Here is a 23,276-nt window from a genome sequence, read left to right as displayed (position 1 = left end):
TAGTCACCGATTTTCAGTTTTTTGAGGAAGCCATGAGCGCAAACGATCACACGACGGCCCACGAAGAAGACCACTCTGGCCCCATCAAAACACCCAAGCAACTGCTTGCCGCAGTCTTCTTTTCTTTCGTGGTCCCGATTTTTGCCATCATTGCCCTGGTTTACTACGTGACCTCGGGCAACAAGCCAGCCGCAGGTGCAGGGGAAGTTGAAAAAGCCGTGGCCCAGCGCATTCAGAAAATCGGCATGGTTGAAATCCGCGATGCCAATCGCCCGCTGAAGTCTGGCGAAGAAGTCTACAAAGCGCAATGTGTGGCCTGCCACGCCGCCGGTGCAGCCGGTGCACCCAAGTTTGGCGATGTCGCCGCCTGGGCGCCGCGCATCAAGACCGGGTTTGCCGCTCTGTGGGATGCATCACTCAAAGGCAAGGGCGCGATGGGTGCCCAGGGCGGCGGCGATTTTGACGATGTCGAAATTGGCAAGGCGGTGGTGTACATGACCAAAGCAGCCGGTGCCAAGTTTGCAGAGCCGCAGAAAGCAGCGGCCCCCGTTACCGCTGAGGCGCCAGCTGCACCGGTCGTCGCCGCAGCCGCCATGCCCGCCGCACCAGCCGTGGTTGCTGCCGCTGCTGCTCCGGCCGCCCCGGTCAAAGCGGGTGCAGGTGCTGGCGAGGCTCTGTACAAACAAGTCTGCGTTGCCTGCCATGCCGCGTCTGTCGCTGGTTCGCCGAAGTTCGGCGACAAGGCCGCATGGGCACCGCGCATCAAAACCGGGCTGGACATGATGACTGCCAGCGTCATCAAGGGCAAGGGCGCGATGCCACCCAAGGGCGGCTCTGCCGCTTCCGATGCGGACATCCGCGCTGCGGTGGAATTCATGGTGAATGCCGCCAAATAAGCCGGCACTGACCCCCGTCTCAAAAGCCGGTCCTGGACCGGCTTTTTTAATGCCGAAACAGGCTGTAGCCCTTATTCAATGAGCGTAAGCAGCTATTGAATCAATAGCATCAAACCGGCCCGACCAGGCTCGCCGCCGGGCTGCGCACGTACGAAAAGCGCTTCGGCAAGTCGCGGGTAGCGACTTCAACCGGTACCCACAGCCCCTGCTCAATCGCCTCGGAGGCCTGGATCATGTCCTGTGTATGCACCAGGCCAAAACCGATGTCGGTGTCCAGATAGAGGCGCCCATGCTCATCCAGCACGCAGCGCTGCACCCGGGCCGACTGGCCGGTGTGTGCTGTGACCGCAAAACCCGGCGCGGCGTCTACACGCCACACCAGCGGCGTGGCCTCCAGCTCCACATAAACACGTTGTGGGCCGTTCTGGAAAAACCAGAGCCCGGCAGGGTCGCTTTCGTAGTTGCGGGCGATGAAGTCAATCAGCTTGTCGTGTTTCAGGAGCGAGCCTTTGCTGGCCGCCGTGCCGCCTGCAAAGGCGCCCGCCGCCTGGGCCTGGTCGTCACGCATGTACCAGTTACCGCGCGCGTCCAGGCCGAGCCAGCCATAACAGTGGGGAACATTGGGCCACTTGGCAATGGCCTGGCGAACGATGTCATCCATGGCCGCTATTTTGCCCCGATGGTGGCCGAGCAGCAGCAAAGAAGCCGCAGACCGCCTCGGGCATGGCGCGCACATGGCCAGGAAACGGCGCTGCAGGAAAACCGACGTGGCCACCTTGGCGTGGTTGCCATAGCGTGACGGCCGCACTCACATCGCCCGCCTGCGGCAGGCTGGCGGCCGGAATGAAAGGATCGTTCAACGCGTTGACAGCCAGTGCCGCCACCGCAATGCGCCTCATGTGCGGTTTGGCAGAAGCACGCTCCCAGTAATCCTCGGTGTTTTTAAAACCGTGCAGCGGGGCCGTGACCACGTTGTCGAAGGCATACAGATCGCGCGCGGCGAGCAGGGCTTCAGCACTGAACAGCCCGGGGTGCTGCTCCAGCTTCTTCATGGCCTTGGGCACCATGGAGTTCAGAAACATGCGGGTGTACACCAGCCGGTTAAAGCCCCGGCCTATGGCGTGGCCACTGGCCGCCAGATCAAGCGGTGAGCAGACCGACGCCACCGCCGCCACCACCCTGTCGGCCTGGCTGCCAAGCTCGCCGGCCCAACGCATCAGCGCGTTGCCCCCCAGCGAAATACCCACCGCAAACAGCGGGCCTGCGTGCTGGCTCTGCAAACGCCGCAAAATCCAGTCGATCTCTTCAAAATCACCCGAATGGTAGGCACGTGGCGCGCGGTTCAGCTCACCCGAGCAGCCGCGAAAATGCGGCACGGCGCAGGCCCAGCCGCGTGTGCGGGCCACATCGGCAAAGGCCTCGGCATAGTGGCTGGCCGATGAACCTTCGAGGCCGTGAAAAATAACCAGCAGGGGGGCTGAGGCACCGCTGGCATGCCGGGCAAAGTCAACATCGACAAAATCGTCGTCGGGCGTTACCCAGCGCTCGCGGCGAAAGCTTGGCGCCTCGCCGAGGTAGCGCCTGGAGCGCAGTGCGGCATAAATCGTCTGCAGGTTGCCACCAGGCAACCACCACGGCGCATCGTAAGTCATCATGGTCCGGAGCTCAATGCAACACTTGGGGACTGTCCGAGATTTCCTGCATCTCGCGCGGCGTCCCCGGGCTGGCATGGTGCGCCACCAGGCGCCAACCTTGCGCGGTCTTGTGATAAACATTGCTGGCAATCACATAGGCATGGCGCGGGCCTTCTTCGGTCATGACCTCGATGCGCTCCAGCACGCTGTGCAAGCTGGCGCCCATGGACTCGACCTTGCGCACCTTCTCTGCGTGGGCGCGAATGCTGCCGTTGGCAAACATGGCTTCAAAGGCAGCGCGTATCGCACCCGCGCCCAGCCAGCGCGGACCGCCGGGGTGCACGCAGACAATATCATCCTCATCGGCCCAGCAGGCCATGAGTTTGTCGATGTCGCCGCTTTGCAGGGCTTCGTAAAAAGCGGCTTCGATGTCATCGGCGTTGCCGCTGCTGGCCGGGGGGACTTTGGGTTTTCGCATGGTTCGGTGGGAAGGGCTGCGTTCAGTTTTCCTGCACGTTGAGCCTTGTATTAAGCCATGCTTGCACGACGGCCTGCATGTCCTGGGGCTTGCCGCCTTGCCAGAGCAGTTCGGTGCCCACCACATGGGTACCCGGCGGCAACACACGCAAGGCGGCGTCCAAAAATTCGGCGACGCGCGCTGGCCGCACTGGCAGCGCGGCAGTTGGGATCATGTAGCTGCACACCGACAACATCCATGTGGCAATTCTTGCCAGCGGCCTGGCACCGACAGGCCGGGGCGGTTTTTGCGCAGAGCGCAGCAACAGCAGGCGTTCAAAACCCAGCGCGGCAAGCTCTTGCTCGGCCAGGCTGGCCAGCCCAAGCCTCAGGGCCTGCGGCAGGCTGCCCTGCGCATGGGGCAATACCAGCACCAGCGTTGTCACGCCGCAGCGCTGCAGCCACGCGGCCAGCGCCACCAACTGTGCCGGCACCGGCGTCCACAAGGCGCGCTCACGATCGTGGTGCAGCCGGGGCGGCTCAAACATCACGACCCCGGTCTGCGCTGCCAGGGTGCTGGCGGACCAGCTGGCAATGTCGTCGCCCGAAACCGGCGCAATCACCACCTGCGCCAGACCGGTGCTCATCGGTTCACGCGCCAGCACCTGGGTGTGCGCAATGCAGCCGCTGCCCGCAAGGCGGCGCAACACCTCGCTGCCCAGCGCGCCAGTGGCGCCGGCAACAATCAGCCCGGGCTTGACATGGGGGGTGCCGCGAGCCGGACCAAGCGCTGCCTGCAGCATATGCAGCGGAGTGCCACGGGTAGAGCGGTTTTCTGACGCTATGGACATGGTGTCTATGGTAGTGTTGCAAATCGCATTTTTGGAGGTTTGCCATGAACTCACGCTTTTTCAATTGGGTACTTCTGGGCGCCATGGCGCTGCTGCTGCCCGGCTGCGGCTACAACGACTTTCAGCGCCTGGATGAGCAGACCAAGTCGGCCTGGTCCGAAGTGCTGAACCAGTACCAGCGCCGCGCCGACCTGGTGCCCAATATTGTGGCCACCGTCAAGGGAGAAGCCGCTTTTGAGCAGGACACGCTGACCAAGGTGGTGGAAGCACGGGCCAAAGCCACCTCCATGCAGGTGACGCCCGAGACCCTGAACAACCCGGAAGCATTCGCGAAATTTCAGGCGGCGCAGGGCGAACTGAGCTCGGCGCTGTCGCGTCTGCTGGTGGTCACCGAAAACTACCCCAATCTCAAGGCCAACCAGGGCTTCCAGGATTTGCGCGTGCAGCTGGAAGGCACGGAGAACCGCATCACGGTCGCGCGCAACCGCTACATCCAGGCGGTGCAGGCGTACAACGTGCTCGCGCGCAGCTTTCCGAACAACCTGACGGCCATGGTGTTTGGTTACGCGGTCAAACCGACTTTCAGTGTGCAGAACGAGGCGCAGATATCGGCCCCGCCCACAGTGGACTTCAACAAGAAGTAAGCCAGCACTTTGTCGGGCATGCGCAACTTTCGTTACTTCCATTGGCCGCAGCTCGCGCTGGCCCTGTGCTTGTTTGCGGGCATCGGTGTGCTGGGTGCGCAGGATGTGCAGCCCGTGCCTGCGCTCACGGCCCGCGTGATGGACAGTACCGGCACGCTGGATGCTGCACAAAAGCAGGCGCTGGAGGCCAAACTCGCCGCCTTCGAGCAGTCGCGGGGTGCCCAGGTGGTGGTGCTGATGGTGCCCAGCACTGCGCCTGAAGACATTGCCGCCTACGCCCAGCGCGTTGGCGACAGCTGGAAGATCGGGCGCAAGGATGTGGGCGACGGCTTGCTGCTGGTGGTGGCCAAGAACGACCGCAAAGTGCGTATTGAAACCACCAAAACGCTGGAAGGGGCCATCCCCGATCTGGCCGCGCGCCAGATCATCGACAACGCCATCACGCCGCGCTTTCGGCAAAACGACTTTGCCGGCGGCCTCAATGCCGCCACCGACCAGATCATGGCGCGCATCACGGGCGAAAACCTGTCGACCCCGGACCAGCCCGGTGGCAGCCGTCCTGCCGACAAGGGCCTCAACTGGACCGACATGGCAGTGTTTCTGTTTTTTGCCGTACCCCTAGGCGGGCGCGTGCTGGCCAGCGTGCTGGGCCGCAAGTTGGGATCGGTGGCAACGGGTGGCGCAGTTGGTGCGCTGGCCTGGCTGTTCACCAGCAGCTTGTGGATAGGCGGCATAGCGGCGTTGGCCGGGATGCTGTTTGCGCTGGTGTCCAGCTTGGGCAGCCTGGCCGGTGTGGGCCGCGGCCGCGGTTCATCGGGCTGGGGCGGAGGCGGTTTTGGCGGCGGTGGTGGGTTTGGTGGCGGTGGCGGTGGCGGCGGCTTCAGCAGCGGCGGTGGCGGCAACTTCGGCGGCGGTGGCGCGTCGGGAAGCTGGTAGGGACCATGATCACCAAGCTCAAACTTCTGCTCAAGCACCTGTGGCTGGACGCATCCGACACGGCTCGAGCGATTCCGCCGGACATGCTGGAGCGTCTGGCACGGCGCGTCGCCGCCAGCGAGCGGCGTCACAGCGGCGAGATCCGCATATGTGTCGAGTCTTCACTGCCCGCGAGCTACCTGTGGCGGCTGGACAGCAGCCACAGCCTGGCCGCAATCACCCGCGAGCGGGCGGTGGCGATGTTTGGCAAATTGAGGGTGTGGGACACCGAGCACAACAACGGCATCCTGATTTACCTGCTGCTGGCAGAACATGCGATCGAAATTGTGGCCGACCGTGGTGTGGCCCGGCATGTCACTGCAGACGAGTGGCAGACGATGGTCGCGAACATGGCCGGTGCCTTCAAAGAGCAGCGTTATGAAGACGGGCTGACGCAGGCCCTGGAAGAATGTTCGGCGGTGTTGATGCAGCATTTTGAGCTTCAGGCCGGCGCCAGCGGTGTTCAGGGCGCAGGCAACGAATTGCCGGACACGCCGCTGCTTCAGTAGCGGCCAGGCGCCAGGCGGCTATTGAGCGAGCAGTACCCCGAGGGCCGCCACGGTACAGAGCAACAAAAGCCCCCGCTTGAGCCAGACCCGGACCGCAGGTCTGGGCTTGCCCGCAGGCTGGGCCTCGTCTGCCCAGGTCACGCTGTCCAGAATGCTGTCCATGATCTGTCCGCCTCTTTGTCGTTTGAACCACATTCAAGATAGCGCCCATCAGCCCCCGCTGTCGTGAGCAGATGTTACAAACGCTATTGATTTGATAGCTGCCAGCGCTTGCAGAACAAGGGCTTTCGGCAGATTTTAGGGGTGCAAAGGCCGGCTGCGCCGAAACGTCACAATTGCGCTAAACGCCACACAGCCAGATCCTGTGCCGGGCCAGGCGTGCGGCCCACCGGTCCGTAGCCCGGTGGGTGTCTGGTGCATGAAAAAGCCCCTGGCTTGCGGCAGGGGCTTGGTCAGAACAAGCTGCGGCGGTTCTTACTTCTTGCGAAGGAATTTGCGGGCGGCGCTAATCTCGGCGGCCATCACCGCTATCTCGGACTGGATACGAGCGATGTCGATTTCGCTCTTTGCGTTTTTCAACGCCTCTTCAGCCGCTGCCCTGGCCACGCCGGCCTTGGCTTCGTCCAGGTCTTTGCCGCGGATGGCGGTGTCGCTGAGAACGGTCACGCAATTCGGCTGCACTTCAAGCAGGCCGCCGGCGACGAAGACAAACTCCTCCGTGCCGTCAGCCATTTCAATCCGCACCGCGCCCGGCTTGATACGGGTGATGAGCGGTGTGTGGCGTGGGTAAATACCCAACTCGCCCGCCTCGCCCGGCAAGGCGACAAACCTGGCCTCGCCCGAAAAGATGGACTCTTCGGCACTGACAACATCGACGCGGATGGTGTGTGTGGTGTCCATGACTTAGACCTTCTTGGCCTTCTCGAAAGCTTCGTCAATCGTGCCAACCATGTAAAAAGCCTGCTCTGGCAGATGGTCACATTCGCCCGCCACAATCATCTTGAAGCCGCGAATGGTTTCAGCCAGGCTGACATATTTGCCGGGTGATCCCGTGAACACTTCAGCAACGTGGAAAGGCTGGCTCAGGAAACGCTGGATCTTGCGGGCACGGGCCACAGCCAGCTTGTCTTCAGGTGCCAGTTCGTCCATGCCGAGAATCGCAATGATGTCGCGCAATTCCTTGTAGCGCTGCAGCGTGCCTTGCACGGCGCGCGCCGTGTTGTAGTGGTCTTCACCGACCACCGCTGGCGAGAGCTGACGGCTGGTGGAGTCGAGTGGATCGACCGCAGGGTAGATACCCAGCGAGGCGATGTCACGGCTCAGCACCACAGTGGAGTCCAGGTGGGCAAAGGTGGTGGCAGGCGACGGGTCGGTCAAGTCATCGGCAGGCACGTAAACGGCCTGGATGGAAGTGATGGAGCCCACCTTGGTGGAGGTAATACGCTCTTGCAGACGGCCCATTTCTTCGGCCAGCGTCGGCTGGTAACCCACGGCGGAAGGCATGCGGCCCAGCAGCGCGGACACTTCGGTGCCGGCCAGGGTGTAGCGGTAGATGTTGTCCACGAAGAACAACACGTCACGGCCTTCGTCACGGAAGGACTCGGCAATCGTCAGGCCGGTCAGCGCCACGCGCAGACGGTTGCCTGGCGGCTCGTTCATCTGGCCGTACACCATGGCCACTTTGGATTCGCCGAGGTTCTCGAGATTCACCACGCCGGAGTCAGCCATCTCGTGGTAGAAGTCATTGCCTTCGCGGGTACGCTCACCCACACCGGCAAACACGGACAGGCCCGAGTGCGCCTTGGCGATGTTGTTGATCAGTTCCATCATGTTCACGGTCTTGCCGACGCCGGCGCCGCCGAACAGGCCGACCTTGCCGCCCTTGGCAAACGGACACACCAGGTCAATCACCTTGATGCCGGTTTCCAGCAGTTCCTGTGATGGGCTCAGCTCGTCGTAAGCCGGGGCTTTGCGGTGAATCGGGGCCGTCAGGGTCTGGTCGACCGGGCCACGCTCGTCAATCGGCGCGCCCAGCACGTCCATGATGCGGCCCAGGGTGGCTTTGCCGACCGGAACCGTGATGTTGGCGCCGGTGTTGTATACCATGTTGCCGCGGCGCAGGCCGTCGGACGTGCCCAGTGCGATGGTGCGCACAATGCCGTCGCCGAGCTGCTGCTGCACTTCAAGGGTCAGCGCAGAGCCTTCCATCTTGAGCGCGTCATAAATCTTCGGCATCTGGTCGCGCGCAAATTCCACGTCAACCACCGCACCGATACACTGAACAATCTTGCCTTGAGCTTGAGCCATGACTGGATCCTTTTCTATTCTTTAATCTTTAAATCGGAGTGGCGGCTTAAACCGCTGCAGCACCAGCGACGATTTCCGAAAGTTCTTTCGTGATCGCTGCCTGACGCGTTTTGTTGTAAACCAGCTTGAGCTCGCCAATCACGCTGCCGGCGTTGTCGGTGGCGGCCTTCATGGCCACCATGCGGGCCGACTGCTCGGACGCCATGTTTTCGGCCACAGCCTGATACACCAGCGCTTCGACATAACGAACCAGCAGATCGTCAATGACGGTCTGTGCATCGGGCTCGTAGATGTAGTCCCAGCCATGCTGGTCCTTGTCGGCCTGCATGTTTTCGGCCGTGAGCGGCAGCAACTGCTCAACCACCGGCTCTTGGCGCATGGTGTTGATGAACTTGGTGTAACACAGGTACACCGCCTTGATCTTGCCTTCGCTGTAAGCGTCGAGCAGCACCTTGACCGGGCCGATGAGCTTGTCCAGATGCGGCTTGTCACCCAGCTGCGTCACATGCGAGATCACCTTGGCGCCAACCCGGTTGAGAAAACCCAGGCCCTTGTTGCCGATGGCCACCGCCTGCGAATCTTCGCCCGCCGCCTGCAGCTCCTTGAGCTTGAGCGTCACGGCGCGCAGCACATTGGTATTCAACCCGCCGCACAGGCCCTTGTCGGTCGTCACCACGATGAACCCCGTCGTTTTGGTGTCGTTGGACGCCATGAACGCGTGGGTGTACTCGGGGTTGGCCTGAGCCAGATTGGCCGCGATGTTGCGGATCTTGTCGCTGTAAGGACGGGCGGCACGCATCCGTTCCTGCGCCTTGCGCATTTTGGAGGCCGCCACCATTTCCATGGCTTTGGTGATCTTTTTGGTGTTTTCCACCGATTTGATCTTGCCGCGTATCTCTTTTCCTGCCGCCATATTTTTTCCTAAATGGTTTCTAAGCGCTGGGCTTTGATGTCTTCAGGTATGGATCAGGCAAACGACTTCTTGAACGCAGCGACAGCGGTGTTCAGTTCAGCCTCGGCGTCCTTGTCCATGGCCTTGTTGGTTTCCAGCTTGGCCATCAGCGCGGCGTTTTTGTCCTTCAGGTAGCTGTGCAGTCCGGATTCGAACGCCAGCACCTTCTTGACTTCCACGTCGTCCATGAAACCCTTGTTCACTGCGAACAGTGTGGCGGCCATGTTGGAGATGGACAGCGGCGAGTACTGCGACTGCTTGAGCAGTTCGGTCACGCGGGCACCACGGTCCAGCTGCTTGCGGGTGGCCTCGTCCAGGTCGGAAGCAAACTGCGCAAACGCAGCCAGCTCACGGTACTGGGCCAGGTCGGTACGGATACCACCGGACAGGTTCTTGATCAGCTTGGTCTGGGCTGCACCACCAACACGCGACACCGAGATACCGGCGTTGATCGCAGGGCGGATACCGGCGTTGAACAGGCTGGTCTCCAGGAAAATCTGGCCGTCGGTGATCGAGATCACGTTGGTAGGCACGAAAGCGGACACGTCGCCGGCTTGCGTTTCAATAATCGGCAGGGCCGTCAGTGAACCGGTTTTGCCTTTGACTTCGCCCTTGGTGAAGTCTTCAACGTATTTTTCGTTCACGCGGGCGGCGCGCTCCAGCAGGCGGCTGTGCAGATAAAACACGTCGCCGGGATAGGCTTCGCGGCCTGGCGGACGGCGCAGCAGCAAGGAAACCTGGCGGTAAGCCACGGCCTGCTTGGACAGGTCGTCATACACAATCAGCGCGTCCTGACCGCGGTCGCGGAAATACTCGCCCATGGTGCAGCCAGAGTAAGCGCTGACATACTGCATGGCAGCGGATTCAGATGCCGATGCAGCCACCACAATGGTGTAGTCCATCGCACCGGCTTGCTCAAGCGAACGCACCACGTTTTTGATCGACGAAGCCTTTTGACCAATAGCCACATAAACGCAGAAAACGCCCGTGCCCTTCTGGTTGATGATGGCGTCAATCGCCACAGCCGTTTTACCGGTCTGGCGGTCACCAATGATCAGCTCGCGCTGGCCACGGCCGATCGGCACCATGGAGTCGATGGACTTCAAGCCGGTTTGCAGCGGCTGATCCACCGATTTACGGGCGATCACACCAGGTGCGACTTTTTCAATGACGTCGGTCATCTTGGCATTGACCGGGCCTTTGCCATCAATCGGCTGGCCCAGCGCATTGACCACGCGGCCAAGCAGCTCGGGGCCTACCGGCACTTCCAGAATGCGGCCCGTGCACTTGACGGTGTCGCCTTCAGCGATGTGTTCGTACTCACCCAGAATCACCGAGCCGACCGAGTCGCGCTCCAGGTTCAGGGCCAGGCCATAAGTGGGCGTGCCATCAGCGGTGGGCGGAAATTCCAGCATCTCGCCCTGCATCACATCGGACAGGCCGTGGATACGCACGATACCGTCGGACACGGACACCACCGTGCCCTGGTTACGGACATCGCTGCTGGCGCTCAAGCCCTCGATACGGCTCTTGATCAGTTCAGAAATTTCTGCGGGATTGAGTTGCATGACTCTTTCCTTCTTTCTAGGTTGTTGGCTAATTCCGGGAAGCTGCGCTTGAGCGCAAGCTCACGAAATCAACGCCACTTTCATTTGCTCTAAACGGGCTTTGACCGAGGTGTCCAGCACCTCGTCACCCACCACGACACGTACGCCGCCTATCAGTTCGGGTTCCAGCTCGACCTTGAGGTTGAGCTTGCGGCCAAAACGCTTTTCCAGCGTTGCCGCCAGATCGGTCAGCGCCGCCCCTTCCAGCGCAAACGCGCTGTACACGGTGGCATCCGACGATCCACTCTGCGCATTCTTCAAGGCCCGGAACTGGCTGGCAATTTCGGTCAGGACGCCGAGACGTCCGTTTTCAATCACCGTACGCAGGAAATTCTTTGCGGCCTCTGGCAACTTGGTCCTGGCCACACCGGAAACCACGTCAAACGTCTGTTCTGCCGTGACTCGGGGGTTGCCTGCAAATTGCAACAGTTGCGCATTGGCAGCAATCGCTGCCAGCTCATCCAGCCAGGTCGCCGCAGCGCCCAGGTCGGACCCGGACGCCTTGAACAGCGCTTCAGCGTAAGGACGGGCGATGGTGGCTAGTTCTGCCATGTTGACCCCTTCTTACAGCTCTGTCTTCAGGCGGCCCAGCAAGTCAGCATGCACACCGGCATTGACTTCCTTGCGCAGAATCTGCTCGGCACCCTTGACGGCCAGAGCGGCAACCTGCTCGCGCAGCGTCTCCCTGGCCTTGACGGTTTGCTGCTCGGCTTCGGCCTGGGCAGCGGCAATGATTTTCTTGCCCTCTTCCGTTGCCTTGCCTTTTGCCTCTTCGATCAGTGCCTGCGCGCGACGCTCGGCCTCAGCCAGACGCAGCGCCGACTCATTGCGCGATTTGGCAAGTTCTTCTTCCACGCGCTTGTTGGCAACGGAGAGTTCGGACTTGGCCTTCTCGGCAGAAGCGAGGCCTTCAGCGATCTTTTGGGCCCGCTCGTCCAGCGCTTTCGCGATCGGGGGCCACACGAATTTCATCGTGAACAGCACCAGCAATGCAAAGACGATGGCTTGCGCCACCAGTGTTCCATTAATGTTCACAGTAAATCTCCCTCAACGAGGTGTTGCAGGCAGGACTTACTTGACCAGGCGTGCGATTTGAGCGAGGAAGGGGTTGGCAGTTGCGAACCACAGTGCAATACCGGTACCGATAATGAACGCAGCGTCAATCAGACCAGCCAGCACGAACATTTTGGTTTGCAGTTCGCCCATGAGTTCTGGCTGGCGTGCAGCTGCTTCAAGGTACTTGCTACCCATGATGCCGATACCGATACAAGCGCCGAGCGCACCCAGACCGATGATCAAACCAGCAGCCAGAGCAGCAAAACTAATAACTTCCATGATTCACTCCTAAATTAACGAAAAAACACCAAAACGAAAACGAAAATCAATGCGCGTCGTGCGCCTGCCCGATGTAGACCAGGGTCAACATCATGAACACAAAAGCCTGCAGCAAAATGATGATGATGTGGAACACTGCCCACGCCCAGCCTGCCACGACATGCAACAACAGCAGCATCAGGTCTCCTGGCGCCGTTGAAAAGGCCCAAGAGCCGCCCAGCAGGGCAATCAGCATGAACACCAGCTCACCGGCATACATATTGCCAAACAGCCGCATGCCATGCGACACCGTTTTGGCCACAAAGGAGATCAACTGCTCGGCAATGTTGATGATGCCCAGAATCACCGCAAAAATCGGGTTCTTGCTGGTGCCAAACGGCGCAGAAATCAGCTCATGCGCCCAGCCGCCCACACCCTTGATCTTGATGTTGTAGAAGAGGCAGATGAACAAGACGGAAACCGACAGACCCATGGTCACAGACAGATCGGCCGTGGGGACCACGCGCAGGTAGGCGTGGCTCGGATCGTAGCCGGCGGCACCATAGGCCAGAGCCCACAATTCGGGCAGCAGATCCAGCGGCAGCAGGTCCATTGCATTCATCAGGAAAATCCAGACAAACACCACCAGCGCCAGCGGCGTCACCAGTTTGCGGCTGTTGGCGTTGTGCACAATCGCCTTGGCCTGGCCGTCCACCATTTCAAGCAGGATTTCGACAGCGGCCTGAAAACGCCCGGGCACGCCGGACGTCACACCACGAGCAGCCTTCCACAGGAAGAAGCAGCCGACCACACCCAGCAGGATGGAAAAAAACAGGGAGTCAATGTTGAAGACAGAGAAATCGACGATTTCCGTCTGCGGCTTGTTTTGCCAGTGCGTCAGGTGGTGAACAATATATTCACTGGCTGTCGGAGCGTTTGCTTCTGCGGACATGATTGACTCTTTAAGCTATTTTTCGTTCAGGGCGCATTAACAGCGCCACCCAATACACCTTCAAGGTCACGATCAGGCCGATCAGCATTGCCAACCAGTCCAGATCAGGGACCAAGCGCGGGGCCGCAAACAGCATCCCGACGCTGGAGGCAATCTTGATTGCCTCCCATACAAAAAAACCAAATCCGGCAGTCATTGCGTTGATGGACGAGAACTGGCTCATCAAACCCCGCGCAAACAAAGCGCCGGGAATCACCACCGCCAGCGCGCCATACAGCGCAGACCATCCGGCGCTTTGCCTTCCGGTCAGCAGCCAGGCAGCACACGCCACCAGCACACCCACCAGCAACTGACCCGCCAACACCGCCCACGGGGAGGTAGAGGGGTGCGCCAGACGAAGTTTTTGAGCCTCATCACGCGTCAGCGGCTTGAAATCACTGTCTTCTGCCACCACCGTCCAAGCTGGAGCTTTTGTAGAAACTGCTGAATGTGTCATTTTGGAAGTCACAAAGTACAAGCAGGTTACAGGCTGGTGTTTAGCAAAGCCCTTGATTATACGTAGAAACCCGCCCGTGCCCAAAATGCCCCTGCCGGGCGCTGCGGTGATGGCCAATGACCACAGGGCAAAAGGACCGGACTTTGGAGGCGACAATTCACCTCCTGCCGCTCGCGCAAGCTTGGGGCGCTCTCTTGAAGCCCTCTCTGCGCACCCAGTCCCGGTAACGCCGATTTTTTAAAGGTCTCCCATGCCCGCCCTGATGAAATTTTTGCACCTCGCCGCCGCCATCGTCTGGCTGGGCGGCATCAGCTTCATGCTGTTTGCGCTGCGGCCCGCGGCACAGGCCCAGCTTGCACCGCCCCAGCGTTTGCCGCTGATTGCAGCGGTACTCACGAAATTTTTCAGGCTGGTGTGGGTGAGCATCGGTTTGCTGCTGGCCACCGGCATGGCGATGCTGCTGGCTGTCGGCATGAAAAACGCACCCACGGGCTGGCACCTGATGCTGGGTATGGGCCTGCTGATGTTTGCGTTGTTCGGCCATCTTTATTTTGGCCCGTACCGGCGTCTGAGGCAGGCAGTGGCAGCGTCAGACTGGCCAGAAGGTGGGCGCCGCGTCGGACAGATTGCCACGCTGGCCGGCATCAACCTGGCGCTGGGCGCAGCGGCGATTGCCGCCGTGGTTTTTATCGGTTGAACACTGCTTGAGGAGACCACTCGCTGTGACCTGTTTTGTCGCCCGTGTTTCGCTGCTGCTTCTGTGTGTTGAGGATTTTTTCATGATGAAAATTGGCGAAGCGCGGTCGCTGCCAGCCAGACGGGCACAGCCGTGAGCCCGCGCAAGCCTGTCAAGGCCCACTGGAGCGATCGTTTCACACAGGGCATCAGCCCGCAAACTCTGGCGGCTCACCCCTGGCTCAAGCCGGTTGCGCATCGACTGCAGGAGCCAGGGCTGTGGCGCATGCAGCATGAAGCGGTGGCGCGGGGTGTGGCCATCGGCCTGTTCTGGGCCTTTGCCCTGCCAGTCGCGCAGATTCTGGTGGCAGTCGCGCACAGCGTCTGGTGGCGCGGCAACATTCCTGTGGCTGCAGGCATGACCCTGGTCACCAACCCGTTCACCATCGGCTTCTGGCTCTGGCTTGCTTACAAGCTGGGGAGCCTGATCCTGGGTGTGTCGGTCTACGAAGCGGCCGCAGGCGACGCCGCGTTTCAGGCAACCGCGGCCGCGCCAGGTTTTGACGCCATGGCCTGGCTGGCACACTTCGGCTGGCCCGCCGTGCTTGGCATGGCCATTTTTTCAGTCGCAGGTTCGCTCAGCGGCTACCTTCTGGTCAAGTTGGTCTGGCGCTGGCGCGTCTGGTTCAAGCGGCGCACGCGGCAGGGCAAGCGCTGAGGATTGCGCGACAATAACCGCCCAACCCCAGACACTCACGATGACCCCTTCCACGCCAACGCTGCCCGACACGCCCTGCTACCTCAACGGTGAAATCACCGCGCTGAAGGACGCAAAAATCAGCGTGATGGACCGCGGTTTCATCTTCGGCGACGGTGTTTACGAAGTCGTGCCGGTTTATGGCGGCAAGCCCTTCCGTTTTGCCCAGCACATGGCGCGCCTGGACCGCAGCCTGGCCGAGCTCCGCATCCCCAACCCGCTGTCGCACGCGAAGTGGCATGAACTGGTGCTGAAACTGGTGGACGGCTACGCGCTGTCGCAACACAGCTCGCACGAAAAAATCGACCAGCTGGTCTACATCCAGATCACGCGCGGCGTCGCCCTGCGCGACCATGTCATGCCGCCTGATTTGGCACCCACCGTTTTTGTCATGACCAACACCATGAAACCGCCCACGCCCGAGCAGCGCGCGCAGGGTGTAGCCTGCGTCAGCGCCGACGACTTCCGCTGGAGCAAGGCGCATATCAAAAGCACCAGCCTGCTGGGGGCGGTGTTGGCGCGCCAGATCAGTGCCGACGCCGACGCGGTGGAAACCGTGATGTTCCGGGACGGTTACCTCAGCGAGGCGGCGGCCTGCAACGTGTGGGTCGTGCGTGACGGCCAGGTGCTGGGCCCGCCCAAAGACAATCTGGTGCTGGAAGGCATTCGCTACGGGTTGATCGAAAGCATTTGCCGCGACGCCGGCATTGGTTTTGAATTGCGCCGCATCAGCCGCGAGGAAGTGTTCAGCGCCGACGAGTTGCTGCTGTCGTCGGCCACCAAAGAAGTGCTGGCCATCACCCGGCTGGACGACCAGCCGATTGGCAGTGGCAAGCCCGGCCCGGTGTATGCCAGGCTGCACGCAGCCTACCAGCGCGCCAAACAGGCAGAGCAGGCATGAGCACCCCCACGCCCCCGGAGGTACCGCGCCAGGAGTCGCTGATCGAGTACCCGTCGCAGTTCCCCATCAAGGTGATGGGCCAGAAGGTCGATGGGCTGGTGCATGCCATCACCCTCATTGCACACCAGTTTGACCCGGCGTTTGACGCCTCCACCATCGAGCTGCGCGAGAGCAAGGGCGGCAAATACCTGGGCATCACCATCACCGTGACGGCGACCTCCCGAGAGCAGCTTGACGAGTTGTACCGCACGCTGTCCACACACCCGATGGTCAAGGTGGTGCTGTAGCAGGCACTCGCGCTTGATGCACATGGATATTCGCACCCTGGGCCAGGTCGACTACCTGCCCACCTGGCAGGCCATGCAGGCCTTCACCGCCGCCCGCAGCCGTGAAACTACAAGCCAAATTGGCGTCCAGCCCTTATCTGACGGGCGCGACCAGCTATGGATTTGTGAGCATTCGCCGGTTTATACCCAGGGTCTGGCGGGCAAAAGCGAACATGTGTTGAGCCCCGGCGACATCCCTGTGGTGGCCACCGACCGGGGTGGCCAGGTGACTTACCACGGGCCGGGGCAGGTCGTGGCTTACCCGCTGCTGGACCTCCAACGCGCCGGATATTACGTCAAGGAATATGTCTACCGGATGGAGGAGGCCGTGATCCGGACGCTGGCGCACTTCGGTGTGACAGGGCACCGCGTGGCTGGCTCGCCGGGCATTTATGTACGCCTGGACGACCCCGGCGCACACGCTGCACTGACCGGCCCCCTGAACCCGGCCGACCCGTTTCGCGGCCTGGGAAAAATCGCTGCACTCGGTATCAAGGTCAGCCGCCAGTACAGCTACCACGGTGTGGCGCTCAACGTCGCCATGGACCTGGAACCCTTCTCACGCATCAACCCCTGCGGCTACGCCGGGCTGAGCACCACAGACCTTTCTACAATCGGGGTATCGGCAAGCTGGCAAGAGGCGGCAGATGTCCTGAGCCAAAAGCTTGTGACTTATCTGGCACCCTGAGCCACCCCCCAAGGTAAAACATACATGAGCACCCCAGAAGTTGTCCGCGACATCCAGAGCCAGGCAGACTACAACCCGCTGGCCAAACAAAAGGCGGCGGCCAAGCTGTCGCGCATACCGGTCAAGGTTGTCGCAGGCGAAATTCTGAAAAAACCCGAGTGGATTCGCGTCAAGGCCGGCAGCCCGAGCACACGTTTTTACGAGATCAAGCAGATCCTGCGCGAGAACAAGCTCAACACGGTGTGTGAAGAAGCCTCCTGCCCCAACATCGGCGAGTGTTTTGGCAAGGGCACGGCGACTTTCATGATCATGGGCGACAAGTGCACACGTCGCTGCCCGTTTTGCGACGTGGGCCACGGCCGGCCCGATCCGCTGGATGTGGACGAACCCTTGAACCTGGCCAAAACCATTGCCGCGCTCAAGCTCAAGTACGTGGTGATCACCAGCGTGGACCGCGACGACCTGCGCGACGGCGGCAGTGGTCATTTTGTGGAATGTATCCAGAAAATTCGTGAGCTGTCGCCGCAGACCACGATTGAAATCCTGGTGCCCGACTTCCGCGGCCGCGATGACCGCGCGCTCGAGATTCTGAAGGCCGCGCCGCCCGACGTGATGAACCACAACCTGGAAACCACGGCGCGCCTGTACAAAGAGGCGCGCCCCGGCAGCGACTACCAGTTCAGCCTGAACCTGCTGAAAAAATTCAAGGCCCTGCACCCCAAGGTGCCGACCAAAAGCGGCATCATGGTCGGACTGGGTGAGACCGACGAGGAAATTTTGCAAGTTATGCGCGACATGCGCGCGCACCACATCGACATGCTGACCATAGGCCAGTACCTCGCGCCTTCGACCAGCCACCTGCCGGTGCGCCGCTACGTTCACCCCGACACCTTCAAGATGTTTGAAGCCGAGGCCTACAAGATGGGCTTCACCCACGCTGCCGTCGGCGCCATGGTGCGCAGCAGTTACCACGCCGACGAGCAGGCGCATGCGGCCGGTGTGGCCGACAAGGCCGACGCCGCAGCGGCCACCACCACCCTCTGACATGAACACGCCGCAGGGCTTGCTGTCGCTGCGCCACTACGGCGCGTCACACGGCAGCCATGCGCACGCGCACTTTCAGGTGCTGCTGGGGCTGGACGGCGTACTTGAGCTGGAAGTGCAGGGCCGTGGACAGCGTATCGCCGCAGGTGATGGCTGCGTGATTGCCCCCGGAGAACGCCACGACTTTGAAGCCCGCAGCGGCAGCCGCTGTCTGGTGCTGGACACCGCGCAGCCGGGCTGGGCGCGCTGCGCCGTACAACCGGCCCAGCCCCGTCAAACGCTGGCCCTGGCCCTGTATCTGGAGCATGCCTTGCAGCAAGCCGGCGGCCTGGCGCAGCAGCATGGCCCGGCCCTGCTGCTCGAGGCCTGGCGCGCCTACGGCCCGCTGCCCCAGCGCCCTGCGCGCGCCATCAACTGGGCGCGGCTGGCCGACTGGACCACGCAGCACATGCACGAAGCGCTGAGCGTGGCGCAGATCGCGCGGCAGGTGTTTTTGAGCCCCAGCCGGTTTGCAGAGCGATGCCGGGCTGAAACCGGGCTCAGCGTGATGCAGTGGCTGCGCGGCCAGCGGCTGGCACGCGCGCTGCAACTGCGTGGGGAAGGCTTCAGCGTGGCAGAAACCGCGCTGCGTTGCGGCTACCAGTCGCCGTCGGCACTGACAGCCGCCCTGCGCCGCTTCCGGCCGCACTGAACTCACACCAGCCGTTGTTGCGCGACGGCCCACCCTGCTTGCGCGACGATGCCCCGTGCCGCCGCAGACTATGCTTGCGGCCATGCCAGCCAACCTTTACGCCCTGGGTGCCATTGTTTTGTGGGCCTGTCTCTCGTCTCTGGGTGTCCTGCTCCAGCACGTGCCGCCGTTTCTGCTGACCGGCGTGGCGCTGCTGGTGGGCAGCGCCTTGTCCTGGCCTGCCGTACTGAAGCACCCCGCGCAATGGAAGATTGCGCGCCGCACCCTGGCGATGGGGGTGTTCACCCTGTTCGGGTTTCACTTTCTGCTGTTCATGGCGCTGCGCCTGGCACCGGCGGTGGAGGTGAACCTGGTCAACTACCTGTGGCCCTTGTTCATTGTGGTGCTGGCGCCGCTGTATTTGCCCGGCATCCGGCTGCGCGGCCTTCATGTCGCCGCCGCAGTGACTGGTTTTGTCGGCGCAGCGCTGGCCATTCTGGGCGGGCGCCAGGCTGGTGACGCGGCGGGTCCGGGCCTGGCTGCCAGCAGCGGCTGGGGCTACCTGCTGGCGCTGGTGTCGGCGCTGATCTGGGCCAACTATTCGCTGCAGACGAAACGGGCCGAGTTGACGGGGCGCAGTTTTCCAACCGCCGCGGTTGGCCTGTTTGGCGCGGTCTCGGGCGCCTTATCGCTGGTATGCCACTGGGTACTGGAGCCGTCGGCGGCCCTGAACACGCGCGACTGGCTGCTACTCGTCGCAACCGGTCTGGGCCCGCTGGGTGCGGCGTTTTTTCTCTGGGACAAGGCGCTCAAGCTCGGCGACGCGCGCCAGATCGGCATCTTGAGTTACCTCACGCCGCTGGGCTCGACCTTGCTGTTGATGCTGGTCAGCGGGCGCGACCTGAGCTGGAGCATTGCACTGGCCGCGCTGCTGATTGTCGGGGCTGCAGGCCTGGGAAGTAGAGCCAAACAAGCCTCCAACCGCTAATCCATATGCGCAAGCAGCTATGTTTTTAATAGCACGTCAATCACCAGCCCCGGTGTCGCATTACGCACCTCCAGCCGGCTGCCATGCGCCTGCGCCACCAGCTGGCACAAGTACAGGCCCAGGCCCACGCCGCCCGTGGTGCGTTGGCGGGCGCTGTCGGTTCGGTAAAAGGGTTCGGTCAGCCGCTCCAGTTGCGCAGCGTCCACACCCGGCCCGAAGTCGCGCACCTGCAGCCGCAGGGCAGCCCCTTCGGCCTGCAGGGTCACACGCGGCGGCTGCGCCGCATCGGCGCTGTAACGCAGGGCGTTGTCCAGCAGGTTGCGCAGCAACAGGCGCATGCGGGTGCGGTCCAGCGCCAGTGGGCCCAGGCCGGGTGCCAGGTCCACGGTGACAGCATGGGCGGCCGGCATCTCGGCCACCACCTCGCGCACCAGCGCCGCCAGATCCACACTTTCACGCTGCACGGCGGCGTGCGGGCTGGCCAGGCGTTCGCTCTCCAGCAGGTCGCTGATCAGGTCGCGCATTTCACCGAGGTCACGCAGCAGGGCCGCCCGCTCGCCGCCGCCCTCCGGTGCGTCGGGCAGCAGTTCGGCATTGAGCCGGGCCCGCGTCAGGGGTGAGCGCAACTCATGGCTGAGCGCCAGCAGCAGAGCGCGTTTGGCATCGAGCATGCCCTCGATGTCATGCGCCATGGTGTTGATGCGCTGCGCCAGCTCACCCAGTTCATCGCGCCGACGCAGCGGAATCGGCGTATCAAAGGCGCCACGGCCAAAACGCTCGGCACCGGCGCGGATGTCATCGAGCGGCCGCAGCAGGCGCCGCACATAGGCATAGGCAGCGGCAATCAGTCCCAGCAACAGGGCCAGCGTGAACCAGCCGATGCCGTGCGGCCCCTCTCGCCAGTTCACGCTGCCCCAGCCAAAAGTCACCCGGTGGCCATCAGCGGTCATGCGGCTGCGCCAGTCGTTGCCGCGCCCAACCCGTCCGCGCCAGTCCGGCCCGTCACCCGACTCTGGCCGGGATTGCCAATTGACCACAGGCCCTTCGATACGGATGGCAATGGGCAAACGCGCTTCCAGCGCCTGGGCGCGATTGATGTCTGGGGGGGTGCCCAGTTCGGCCACCACGCGGTCCATATAGTCGGTGATCAGGGGGCGGCCGGCTTCGCGCCAGCCCGATGAAAAAGCGCGCTGCATGCCACCCAGAAAAACAGCAGCCATCACCAGTGCCAGCAGCACAAAAACGCCGATCAGGCGCAGCCGCAGAGAATGGCGCCAGCGGTGCGCCCAGCCCCTGGGGCGGGAAGCGTGATCAGCCTTCACGGCGCCGCTGCCTTGCCAACCGCCAGCGTGTAACCGGCGTTGCGCAGTGTCTTGATGCAGTCGAGTGGCTCCAGCTTTTTGCGCAAGCGGCTCACCACAATATCCACGGCGCGGGTGTACAGCTCTGCCTCGTGCCCGCGCAAGCGGTTCAGGATGTCGTCGCGGCTGAAGACCTTGCCCGGCTCGGCCGCCAGCAGCGCCAGCAGTTCAAACTCGGTGCCGGTCAACTCCACCGGCTGGCCCTGGCGCAAGACCTCGCGGGTTTCCACGTCAATGACCAGCTCATGAAACACCCGGCGCTGCCCGCGTGTTGCAGCCGGCGTGGCGCGCTGGCGCCGCAGTATGGTTTGCAGCCGCGCCACCAGCTCACGCGGCTCAAACGGCTTGGGCAAATAGTCGTCGGCGCCCAGCTCCAGGCCCACCACGCGGTCCATCACATCGCCGCGCGCGGTCAGCATGATCACCGGCACGTCGCTGCCCTTGCGGATCTCACGGCACAGCGCAAAACCGTCCATCTCGGGCAGCATCACATCCAGAATGGCGGCGTCATAAGGCCTGCTGCGCAGCATGGCCAGGCCTTGCGTGGGCCGGGTGGCGCTGTCGAGCTGAAAACCGAAGCGAGCAAAGTAGGCAGCCAGCGGAGCGGCCAGATGTTCATCGTCGTCAATCAGCAAAATACGGGGCATGAGCAGATCATAAGAAGCTGGGGCGCCACAGCGTCAAGTATTTGTTCACCAGGGGTCGCTTTGGCCAATGCAACCCAGGTGTGTGAGGCCAAAGCCCTCGCTGTACTTGAGCCCGTAACCAAGCGTGCGGTCAAAACCAATGTGGGCACACCAGACCAGGCCGACGGCGAGCAAACCAGGCATGGCCACCAGCACGCCAGCGGCCAGCAGCGCCAGCGCGCCCAGGTAAGAATGCGCAGCGTTGTAGGCGGCGGCCCCCCAGCGCGGGCCGGCCAGATAGGCTGCAAAAGACAGGTCAGGCAAAAGAAACAGCAGCGCAAACCAGCCCCAGCCCGCACCAAACTGCGCATAGGCCGCCAGTGCCAGCGTCAGCGCCGCCAGACCTTCCAACCGCAGCAGCGTGCGCACCCCACCGGCAGCGCTGCCGGGCAGGGCCGTCACCTGTGCCGCCCGCTGCGGCCGGCGGCCCGCGTCCAGGCGCACCAGACGGGCGCCCAGCAGTCCAAAGCCAGCCGCTTTAGCCACGCTGGCCCCAGCGACGGCCACGCTCCATGAACTCGCGGACTTTCTGCTGCTGCTCGGGGCGCAGGTTGTCAAAGAAGTCGGCGGCGGCGGCAATCACCTCCGGGCTGCCAGTCTGTATGGCTGCGGTTTTTTCGTCGATCAGCTTTTTGGCGCCCGCCTGGTCCAGCTTGCTGCCAGCAAACAGGCCCTGCATCGCCGCACGCGGGTCGGTTGCGCCGCGCAGCGCAGTGCGCTGGGCCTGCAGCTTGCCAGCGAGCACATCGAGCTTCTGCTTTTGCGCGGCGTCCAGGTCCAGCCGCGAGCCGACTTTTTCGACCAGCCGCGCACGCGACTCGGGCGAAGCCTCGCTCCAGCCGCCATGGCCGCGGTGCGAACAGGCGCCCAGGCTGCCAATAATCAGCGCCCCGCCAAACAGGCCGAGCAGGGTTCTTTTGATAAAACGTTTCATGGGGGTACCTTGTGAGGAGTGGTTGAGGCTTTGTATGGTGCGCGGCTTGAGGGTGGCGTGGGTTTCACGGCGGTTGCGCTGTGTTTCGTTTTGTTTCGGTTTGGGATTCAATCCGGCGTCACGCTGCGTCCCCGGTCTGCTTGCGACAGTAGGAGCGACTCCCCACTCCCAACCCCCCGCCCTTCCCTCGCCCCGCTGGGCGAGAGAAGGGAGCCTCATTTGGCCGCGTGTGCTGCTCCCGCGTGCAAACATGACGGTCCCGTGGTCCGAAGATGACGCGCAAAGCGCGTCATCTTCTCCCCGAATTCGCATCCGTTCCCGCATTCATCCCCCCACCCGTCGGGCTGGGCCGAGGAGCGGAGGTCAAAGCGGATCAGGGCTCGCGATTGTCTGAGCCGAAGGCGAGTTCGAGCGAGACCCCGCTTTGACCGAGCACCGCAGGTTGCCTGCAGCGAAGCGGAAGGTCCCAGACCATCGGGTCGCCTTTTCTTTGCTTACTTTCTTTTGGCGAAGTGTATAGACCGGAGACATGGGAAACAGGTGTGCGGAGACATAGGAAACACCTTGGAATCTCATCAGGCTTGCGTCAGGGTATTCAAGTCGAGCCGCATGAAGCGGTGGTGACAGAAGAACACATCGTAGCAACCGTCGGC

General features: G+C 62.3%; 30 protein-coding genes. 12 read left to right on the top strand and 18 right to left on the bottom strand.

Annotated elements, in window-relative coordinates; all coding sequences use genetic code 11:
- The first annotated feature begins 32 nt into the window (after window positions 1-32).
- Window positions 33-896, top strand: coding sequence for a cytochrome c5 family protein (locus Q8L50_RS06025; protein ID WP_305347756.1), 864 nt, complete (start codon window positions 33-35; stop codon window positions 894-896).
- Window positions 897-1,005: 109 nt separating this feature from the next.
- On the opposite strand, the gene Q8L50_RS06020 is transcribed toward Q8L50_RS06025, so the two are convergent.
- Genes Q8L50_RS06020 through Q8L50_RS06005 form a run of 4 tightly spaced genes read right to left on the bottom strand, consistent with a single transcriptional unit; the run spans window position 1,006 to window position 3,837 of the window.
- Window positions 1,006-1,557, bottom strand: coding sequence for a DUF2946 family protein (locus tag Q8L50_RS06020; RefSeq protein WP_305347755.1), 552 nt, complete (start codon window positions 1,555-1,557; stop codon window positions 1,006-1,008).
- A complete protein-coding gene (locus tag Q8L50_RS06015) occupies window positions 1,550-2,548 on the bottom strand; it encodes a YheT family hydrolase (RefSeq protein WP_305347807.1) in 999 nt (332 codons plus the stop codon). The genes Q8L50_RS06020 and Q8L50_RS06015 overlap by 8 nt, the downstream gene beginning before the upstream one ends.
- A 13-nt stretch (window positions 2,549-2,561) precedes the next feature.
- Entirely contained in the window at window positions 2,562-3,008 is a 447-nt protein-coding gene (locus Q8L50_RS06010) for a nuclear transport factor 2 family protein (protein WP_305347754.1), read from the bottom strand.
- A 22-nt stretch (window positions 3,009-3,030) separates the two neighbouring features.
- On the bottom strand, window positions 3,031-3,837 hold the full coding sequence (locus tag Q8L50_RS06005; RefSeq protein WP_305347753.1) for a hypothetical protein: 807 nt from the start codon (window positions 3,835-3,837) through the stop codon (window positions 3,031-3,033).
- Window positions 3,838-3,881: 44 nt separating this feature from the next.
- On the opposite strand from Q8L50_RS06005, the gene Q8L50_RS06000 reads away from it, so the two are divergent.
- From Q8L50_RS06000 to Q8L50_RS05990, 3 genes are read left to right on the top strand one after another with little or no spacing between them, the layout of a single operon-like run.
- Entirely contained in the window at window positions 3,882-4,481 is a 600-nt protein-coding gene (locus Q8L50_RS06000) for a LemA family protein (protein ID WP_305347752.1), read from the top strand.
- A gap of 18 nt (window positions 4,482-4,499) precedes the next feature.
- Complete coding sequence (locus Q8L50_RS05995) at window positions 4,500-5,417, top strand: YgcG family protein (RefSeq protein ID WP_305347751.1); 918 nt, start codon at window positions 4,500-4,502, stop codon at window positions 5,415-5,417.
- Window positions 5,418-5,422: 5 nt separating this feature from the next.
- Complete coding sequence (locus Q8L50_RS05990) at window positions 5,423-5,965, top strand: TPM domain-containing protein (RefSeq protein ID WP_305347750.1); 543 nt, start codon at window positions 5,423-5,425, stop codon at window positions 5,963-5,965.
- A gap of 18 nt (window positions 5,966-5,983) precedes the next feature.
- On the opposite strand, the gene Q8L50_RS05985 is transcribed toward Q8L50_RS05990, so the two are convergent.
- From Q8L50_RS05985 to Q8L50_RS05940, 10 genes are all read right to left on the bottom strand, one after another.
- The gene (locus tag Q8L50_RS05985) at window positions 5,984-6,127 is read right to left on the bottom strand and encodes a hypothetical protein (RefSeq protein WP_305347749.1); all 144 of its coding nucleotides are present in this window, start codon (window positions 6,125-6,127) and stop codon (window positions 5,984-5,986) included.
- A 312-nt stretch (window positions 6,128-6,439) separates the two neighbouring features.
- Window positions 6,440-6,865 carry a F0F1 ATP synthase subunit epsilon gene (locus Q8L50_RS05980; RefSeq protein WP_305347748.1) on the bottom strand — a complete coding sequence of 142 codons (426 nt, stop codon included), beginning with the start codon at window positions 6,863-6,865 and terminating at the stop codon, window positions 6,440-6,442.
- A 3-nt stretch (window positions 6,866-6,868) separates the two neighbouring features.
- On the bottom strand, window positions 6,869-8,272 hold the full coding sequence (gene atpD / locus Q8L50_RS05975) for a F0F1 ATP synthase subunit beta (RefSeq protein WP_188709654.1): 1,404 nt from the start codon (window positions 8,270-8,272) through the stop codon (window positions 6,869-6,871).
- Between the two features lie 46 nt (window positions 8,273-8,318).
- Window positions 8,319-9,185 carry a F0F1 ATP synthase subunit gamma gene (gene atpG / locus Q8L50_RS05970; RefSeq protein WP_305347747.1) on the bottom strand — a complete coding sequence of 289 codons (867 nt, stop codon included), beginning with the start codon at window positions 9,183-9,185 and terminating at the stop codon, window positions 8,319-8,321.
- Window positions 9,186-9,238: 53 nt separating this feature from the next.
- Window positions 9,239-10,792 carry a F0F1 ATP synthase subunit alpha gene (gene atpA, locus Q8L50_RS05965; protein WP_305347746.1) on the bottom strand — a complete coding sequence of 518 codons (1,554 nt, stop codon included), beginning with the start codon at window positions 10,790-10,792 and terminating at the stop codon, window positions 9,239-9,241.
- A gap of 60 nt (window positions 10,793-10,852) precedes the next feature.
- Window positions 10,853-11,383, bottom strand: a complete 531-nt coding sequence (locus Q8L50_RS05960) for a F0F1 ATP synthase subunit delta (protein WP_305347745.1) — start codon at window positions 11,381-11,383, stop codon at window positions 10,853-10,855.
- Between the two features lie 12 nt (window positions 11,384-11,395).
- On the bottom strand, window positions 11,396-11,866 hold the full coding sequence (locus Q8L50_RS05955) for a F0F1 ATP synthase subunit B (RefSeq protein WP_305347744.1): 471 nt from the start codon (window positions 11,864-11,866) through the stop codon (window positions 11,396-11,398).
- A 36-nt stretch (window positions 11,867-11,902) separates the two neighbouring features.
- Window positions 11,903-12,166: a F0F1 ATP synthase subunit C gene (gene atpE / locus Q8L50_RS05950; RefSeq protein WP_114972255.1), complete on the bottom strand. Its 264-nt coding sequence runs from the start codon at window positions 12,164-12,166 to the stop codon at window positions 11,903-11,905.
- 46 nt (window positions 12,167-12,212) lie between these two features.
- Window positions 12,213-13,097, bottom strand: a complete 885-nt coding sequence (gene atpB / locus Q8L50_RS05945; RefSeq protein WP_305347743.1) for a F0F1 ATP synthase subunit A — start codon at window positions 13,095-13,097, stop codon at window positions 12,213-12,215.
- 10 nt (window positions 13,098-13,107) lie between these two features.
- The gene (locus Q8L50_RS05940; protein WP_370869756.1) at window positions 13,108-13,710 is read right to left on the bottom strand and encodes an ATP synthase subunit I; all 603 of its coding nucleotides are present in this window, start codon (window positions 13,708-13,710) and stop codon (window positions 13,108-13,110) included.
- A gap of 133 nt (window positions 13,711-13,843) precedes the next feature.
- On the opposite strand from Q8L50_RS05940, the gene Q8L50_RS05935 reads away from it, so the two are divergent.
- From Q8L50_RS05935 to Q8L50_RS05900, 8 genes are all read left to right on the top strand, one after another.
- The gene (locus tag Q8L50_RS05935; protein ID WP_305347742.1) at window positions 13,844-14,290 is read left to right on the top strand and encodes a DUF4149 domain-containing protein; all 447 of its coding nucleotides are present in this window, start codon (window positions 13,844-13,846) and stop codon (window positions 14,288-14,290) included.
- A 132-nt stretch (window positions 14,291-14,422) separates the two neighbouring features.
- Window positions 14,423-14,986, top strand: coding sequence for a DUF2062 domain-containing protein (locus Q8L50_RS05930; RefSeq protein WP_305347741.1), 564 nt, complete (start codon window positions 14,423-14,425; stop codon window positions 14,984-14,986).
- Window positions 14,987-15,026: 40 nt separating this feature from the next.
- Window positions 15,027-15,926, top strand: a complete 900-nt coding sequence (locus Q8L50_RS05925) for a D-amino acid aminotransferase (RefSeq protein ID WP_305347740.1) — start codon at window positions 15,027-15,029, stop codon at window positions 15,924-15,926.
- Window positions 15,923-16,213: a YbeD family protein gene (locus Q8L50_RS05920; RefSeq protein WP_305347739.1), complete on the top strand. Its 291-nt coding sequence runs from the start codon at window positions 15,923-15,925 to the stop codon at window positions 16,211-16,213. Before Q8L50_RS05925 ends, Q8L50_RS05920 begins: the two co-directional genes overlap by 4 nt.
- Before the next feature lie 16 nt (window positions 16,214-16,229).
- Complete coding sequence (lipB, locus tag Q8L50_RS05915) at window positions 16,230-16,940, top strand: lipoyl(octanoyl) transferase LipB (protein WP_305347738.1); 711 nt, start codon at window positions 16,230-16,232, stop codon at window positions 16,938-16,940.
- 24 nt (window positions 16,941-16,964) lie between these two features.
- On the top strand, window positions 16,965-17,984 hold the full coding sequence (gene lipA, locus Q8L50_RS05910) for a lipoyl synthase (protein ID WP_305347737.1): 1,020 nt from the start codon (window positions 16,965-16,967) through the stop codon (window positions 17,982-17,984).
- Window position 17,985: 1 nt separating this feature from the next.
- Complete coding sequence (locus Q8L50_RS05905; RefSeq protein ID WP_305347736.1) at window positions 17,986-18,675, top strand: AraC family transcriptional regulator; 690 nt, start codon at window positions 17,986-17,988, stop codon at window positions 18,673-18,675.
- Between the two features lie 82 nt (window positions 18,676-18,757).
- Window positions 18,758-19,642, top strand: a complete 885-nt coding sequence (locus Q8L50_RS05900; protein ID WP_305347735.1) for a DMT family transporter — start codon at window positions 18,758-18,760, stop codon at window positions 19,640-19,642.
- Between the two features lie 17 nt (window positions 19,643-19,659).
- On the opposite strand, the gene Q8L50_RS05895 is transcribed toward Q8L50_RS05900, so the two are convergent.
- The 4 genes from Q8L50_RS05895 to Q8L50_RS05880 are packed head-to-tail and all read right to left on the bottom strand — an operon-like array spanning window position 19,660 to window position 22,623.
- Complete coding sequence (locus Q8L50_RS05895) at window positions 19,660-20,964, bottom strand: ATP-binding protein (protein ID WP_305347734.1); 1,305 nt, start codon at window positions 20,962-20,964, stop codon at window positions 19,660-19,662.
- Entirely contained in the window at window positions 20,961-21,650 is a 690-nt protein-coding gene (locus Q8L50_RS05890) for a response regulator transcription factor (protein ID WP_305347733.1), read from the bottom strand. The genes Q8L50_RS05895 and Q8L50_RS05890 overlap by 4 nt, the downstream gene beginning before the upstream one ends.
- Window positions 21,651-21,695: 45 nt before the next feature.
- Window positions 21,696-22,175 (bottom strand): DUF4260 domain-containing protein, encoded by a 480-nt coding sequence (locus Q8L50_RS05885; protein ID WP_305347732.1) that lies wholly within the window; start codon window positions 22,173-22,175, stop codon window positions 21,696-21,698.
- On the bottom strand, window positions 22,168-22,623 hold the full coding sequence (locus Q8L50_RS05880) for a Spy/CpxP family protein refolding chaperone (RefSeq protein WP_305347731.1): 456 nt from the start codon (window positions 22,621-22,623) through the stop codon (window positions 22,168-22,170). Before Q8L50_RS05880 ends, Q8L50_RS05885 begins: the two co-directional genes overlap by 8 nt.
- Window positions 22,624-23,276 lie beyond the last annotated feature (653 nt).

This window comes from Polaromonas sp., assembly GCF_030680935.1.
GTDB lineage: Bacteria > Pseudomonadota > Gammaproteobacteria > Burkholderiales > Burkholderiaceae_C > Polaromonas.
Note: the sequence above shows the minus strand (reverse complement) of the source record. Positions and strands in the feature narration are given on the sequence as shown.

Coding starts and splice junctions, on each gene's coding strand:
- atpE (WP_114972255.1), bottom strand. CDS start 12,166: ATGGAAGTTATTAGTTTTGCTGCTCTGGCTGCTGGTTTGATCATCGGT.
- atpB (WP_305347743.1), bottom strand. CDS start 13,097: ATGTCCGCAGAAGCAAACGCTCCGACAGCCAGTGAATATATTGTTCAC.
- Q8L50_RS05880 (WP_305347731.1), bottom strand. CDS start 22,623: ATGAAACGTTTTATCAAAAGAACCCTGCTCGGCCTGTTTGGCGGGGCG.
- Q8L50_RS05890 (WP_305347733.1), bottom strand. CDS start 21,650: ATGCCCCGTATTTTGCTGATTGACGACGATGAACATCTGGCCGCTCCG.
- Q8L50_RS05985 (WP_305347749.1), bottom strand. CDS start 6,127: ATGGACAGCATTCTGGACAGCGTGACCTGGGCAGACGAGGCCCAGCCT.
- Q8L50_RS05960 (WP_305347745.1), bottom strand. CDS start 11,383: ATGGCAGAACTAGCCACCATCGCCCGTCCTTACGCTGAAGCGCTGTTC.
- Q8L50_RS06020 (WP_305347755.1), bottom strand. CDS start 1,557: ATGGATGACATCGTTCGCCAGGCCATTGCCAAGTGGCCCAATGTTCCC.
- Q8L50_RS05990 (WP_305347750.1), top strand. CDS start 5,423: ATGATCACCAAGCTCAAACTTCTGCTCAAGCACCTGTGGCTGGACGCA.
- lipB (WP_305347738.1), top strand. CDS start 16,230: ATGCACATGGATATTCGCACCCTGGGCCAGGTCGACTACCTGCCCACC.
- Q8L50_RS05980 (WP_305347748.1), bottom strand. CDS start 6,865: ATGGACACCACACACACCATCCGCGTCGATGTTGTCAGTGCCGAAGAG.
- atpD (WP_188709654.1), bottom strand. CDS start 8,272: ATGGCTCAAGCTCAAGGCAAGATTGTTCAGTGTATCGGTGCGGTGGTT.
- Q8L50_RS06015 (WP_305347807.1), bottom strand. CDS start 2,548: ATGACTTACGATGCGCCGTGGTGGTTGCCTGGTGGCAACCTGCAGACG.
- Q8L50_RS06025 (WP_305347756.1), top strand. CDS start 33: ATGAGCGCAAACGATCACACGACGGCCCACGAAGAAGACCACTCTGGC.
- lipA (WP_305347737.1), top strand. CDS start 16,965: ATGAGCACCCCAGAAGTTGTCCGCGACATCCAGAGCCAGGCAGACTAC.
- Q8L50_RS05935 (WP_305347742.1), top strand. CDS start 13,844: ATGCCCGCCCTGATGAAATTTTTGCACCTCGCCGCCGCCATCGTCTGG.
- Q8L50_RS05925 (WP_305347740.1), top strand. CDS start 15,027: ATGACCCCTTCCACGCCAACGCTGCCCGACACGCCCTGCTACCTCAAC.
- Q8L50_RS06005 (WP_305347753.1), bottom strand. CDS start 3,837: ATGTCCATAGCGTCAGAAAACCGCTCTACCCGTGGCACTCCGCTGCAT.
- Q8L50_RS05900 (WP_305347735.1), top strand. CDS start 18,758: ATGCCAGCCAACCTTTACGCCCTGGGTGCCATTGTTTTGTGGGCCTGT.
- Q8L50_RS06000 (WP_305347752.1), top strand. CDS start 3,882: ATGAACTCACGCTTTTTCAATTGGGTACTTCTGGGCGCCATGGCGCTG.
- atpA (WP_305347746.1), bottom strand. CDS start 10,792: ATGCAACTCAATCCCGCAGAAATTTCTGAACTGATCAAGAGCCGTATC.
- Q8L50_RS06010 (WP_305347754.1), bottom strand. CDS start 3,008: ATGCGAAAACCCAAAGTCCCCCCGGCCAGCAGCGGCAACGCCGATGAC.
- atpG (WP_305347747.1), bottom strand. CDS start 9,185: ATGGCGGCAGGAAAAGAGATACGCGGCAAGATCAAATCGGTGGAAAAC.
- Q8L50_RS05995 (WP_305347751.1), top strand. CDS start 4,500: ATGCGCAACTTTCGTTACTTCCATTGGCCGCAGCTCGCGCTGGCCCTG.
- Q8L50_RS05905 (WP_305347736.1), top strand. CDS start 17,986: ATGAACACGCCGCAGGGCTTGCTGTCGCTGCGCCACTACGGCGCGTCA.
- Q8L50_RS05920 (WP_305347739.1), top strand. CDS start 15,923: ATGAGCACCCCCACGCCCCCGGAGGTACCGCGCCAGGAGTCGCTGATC.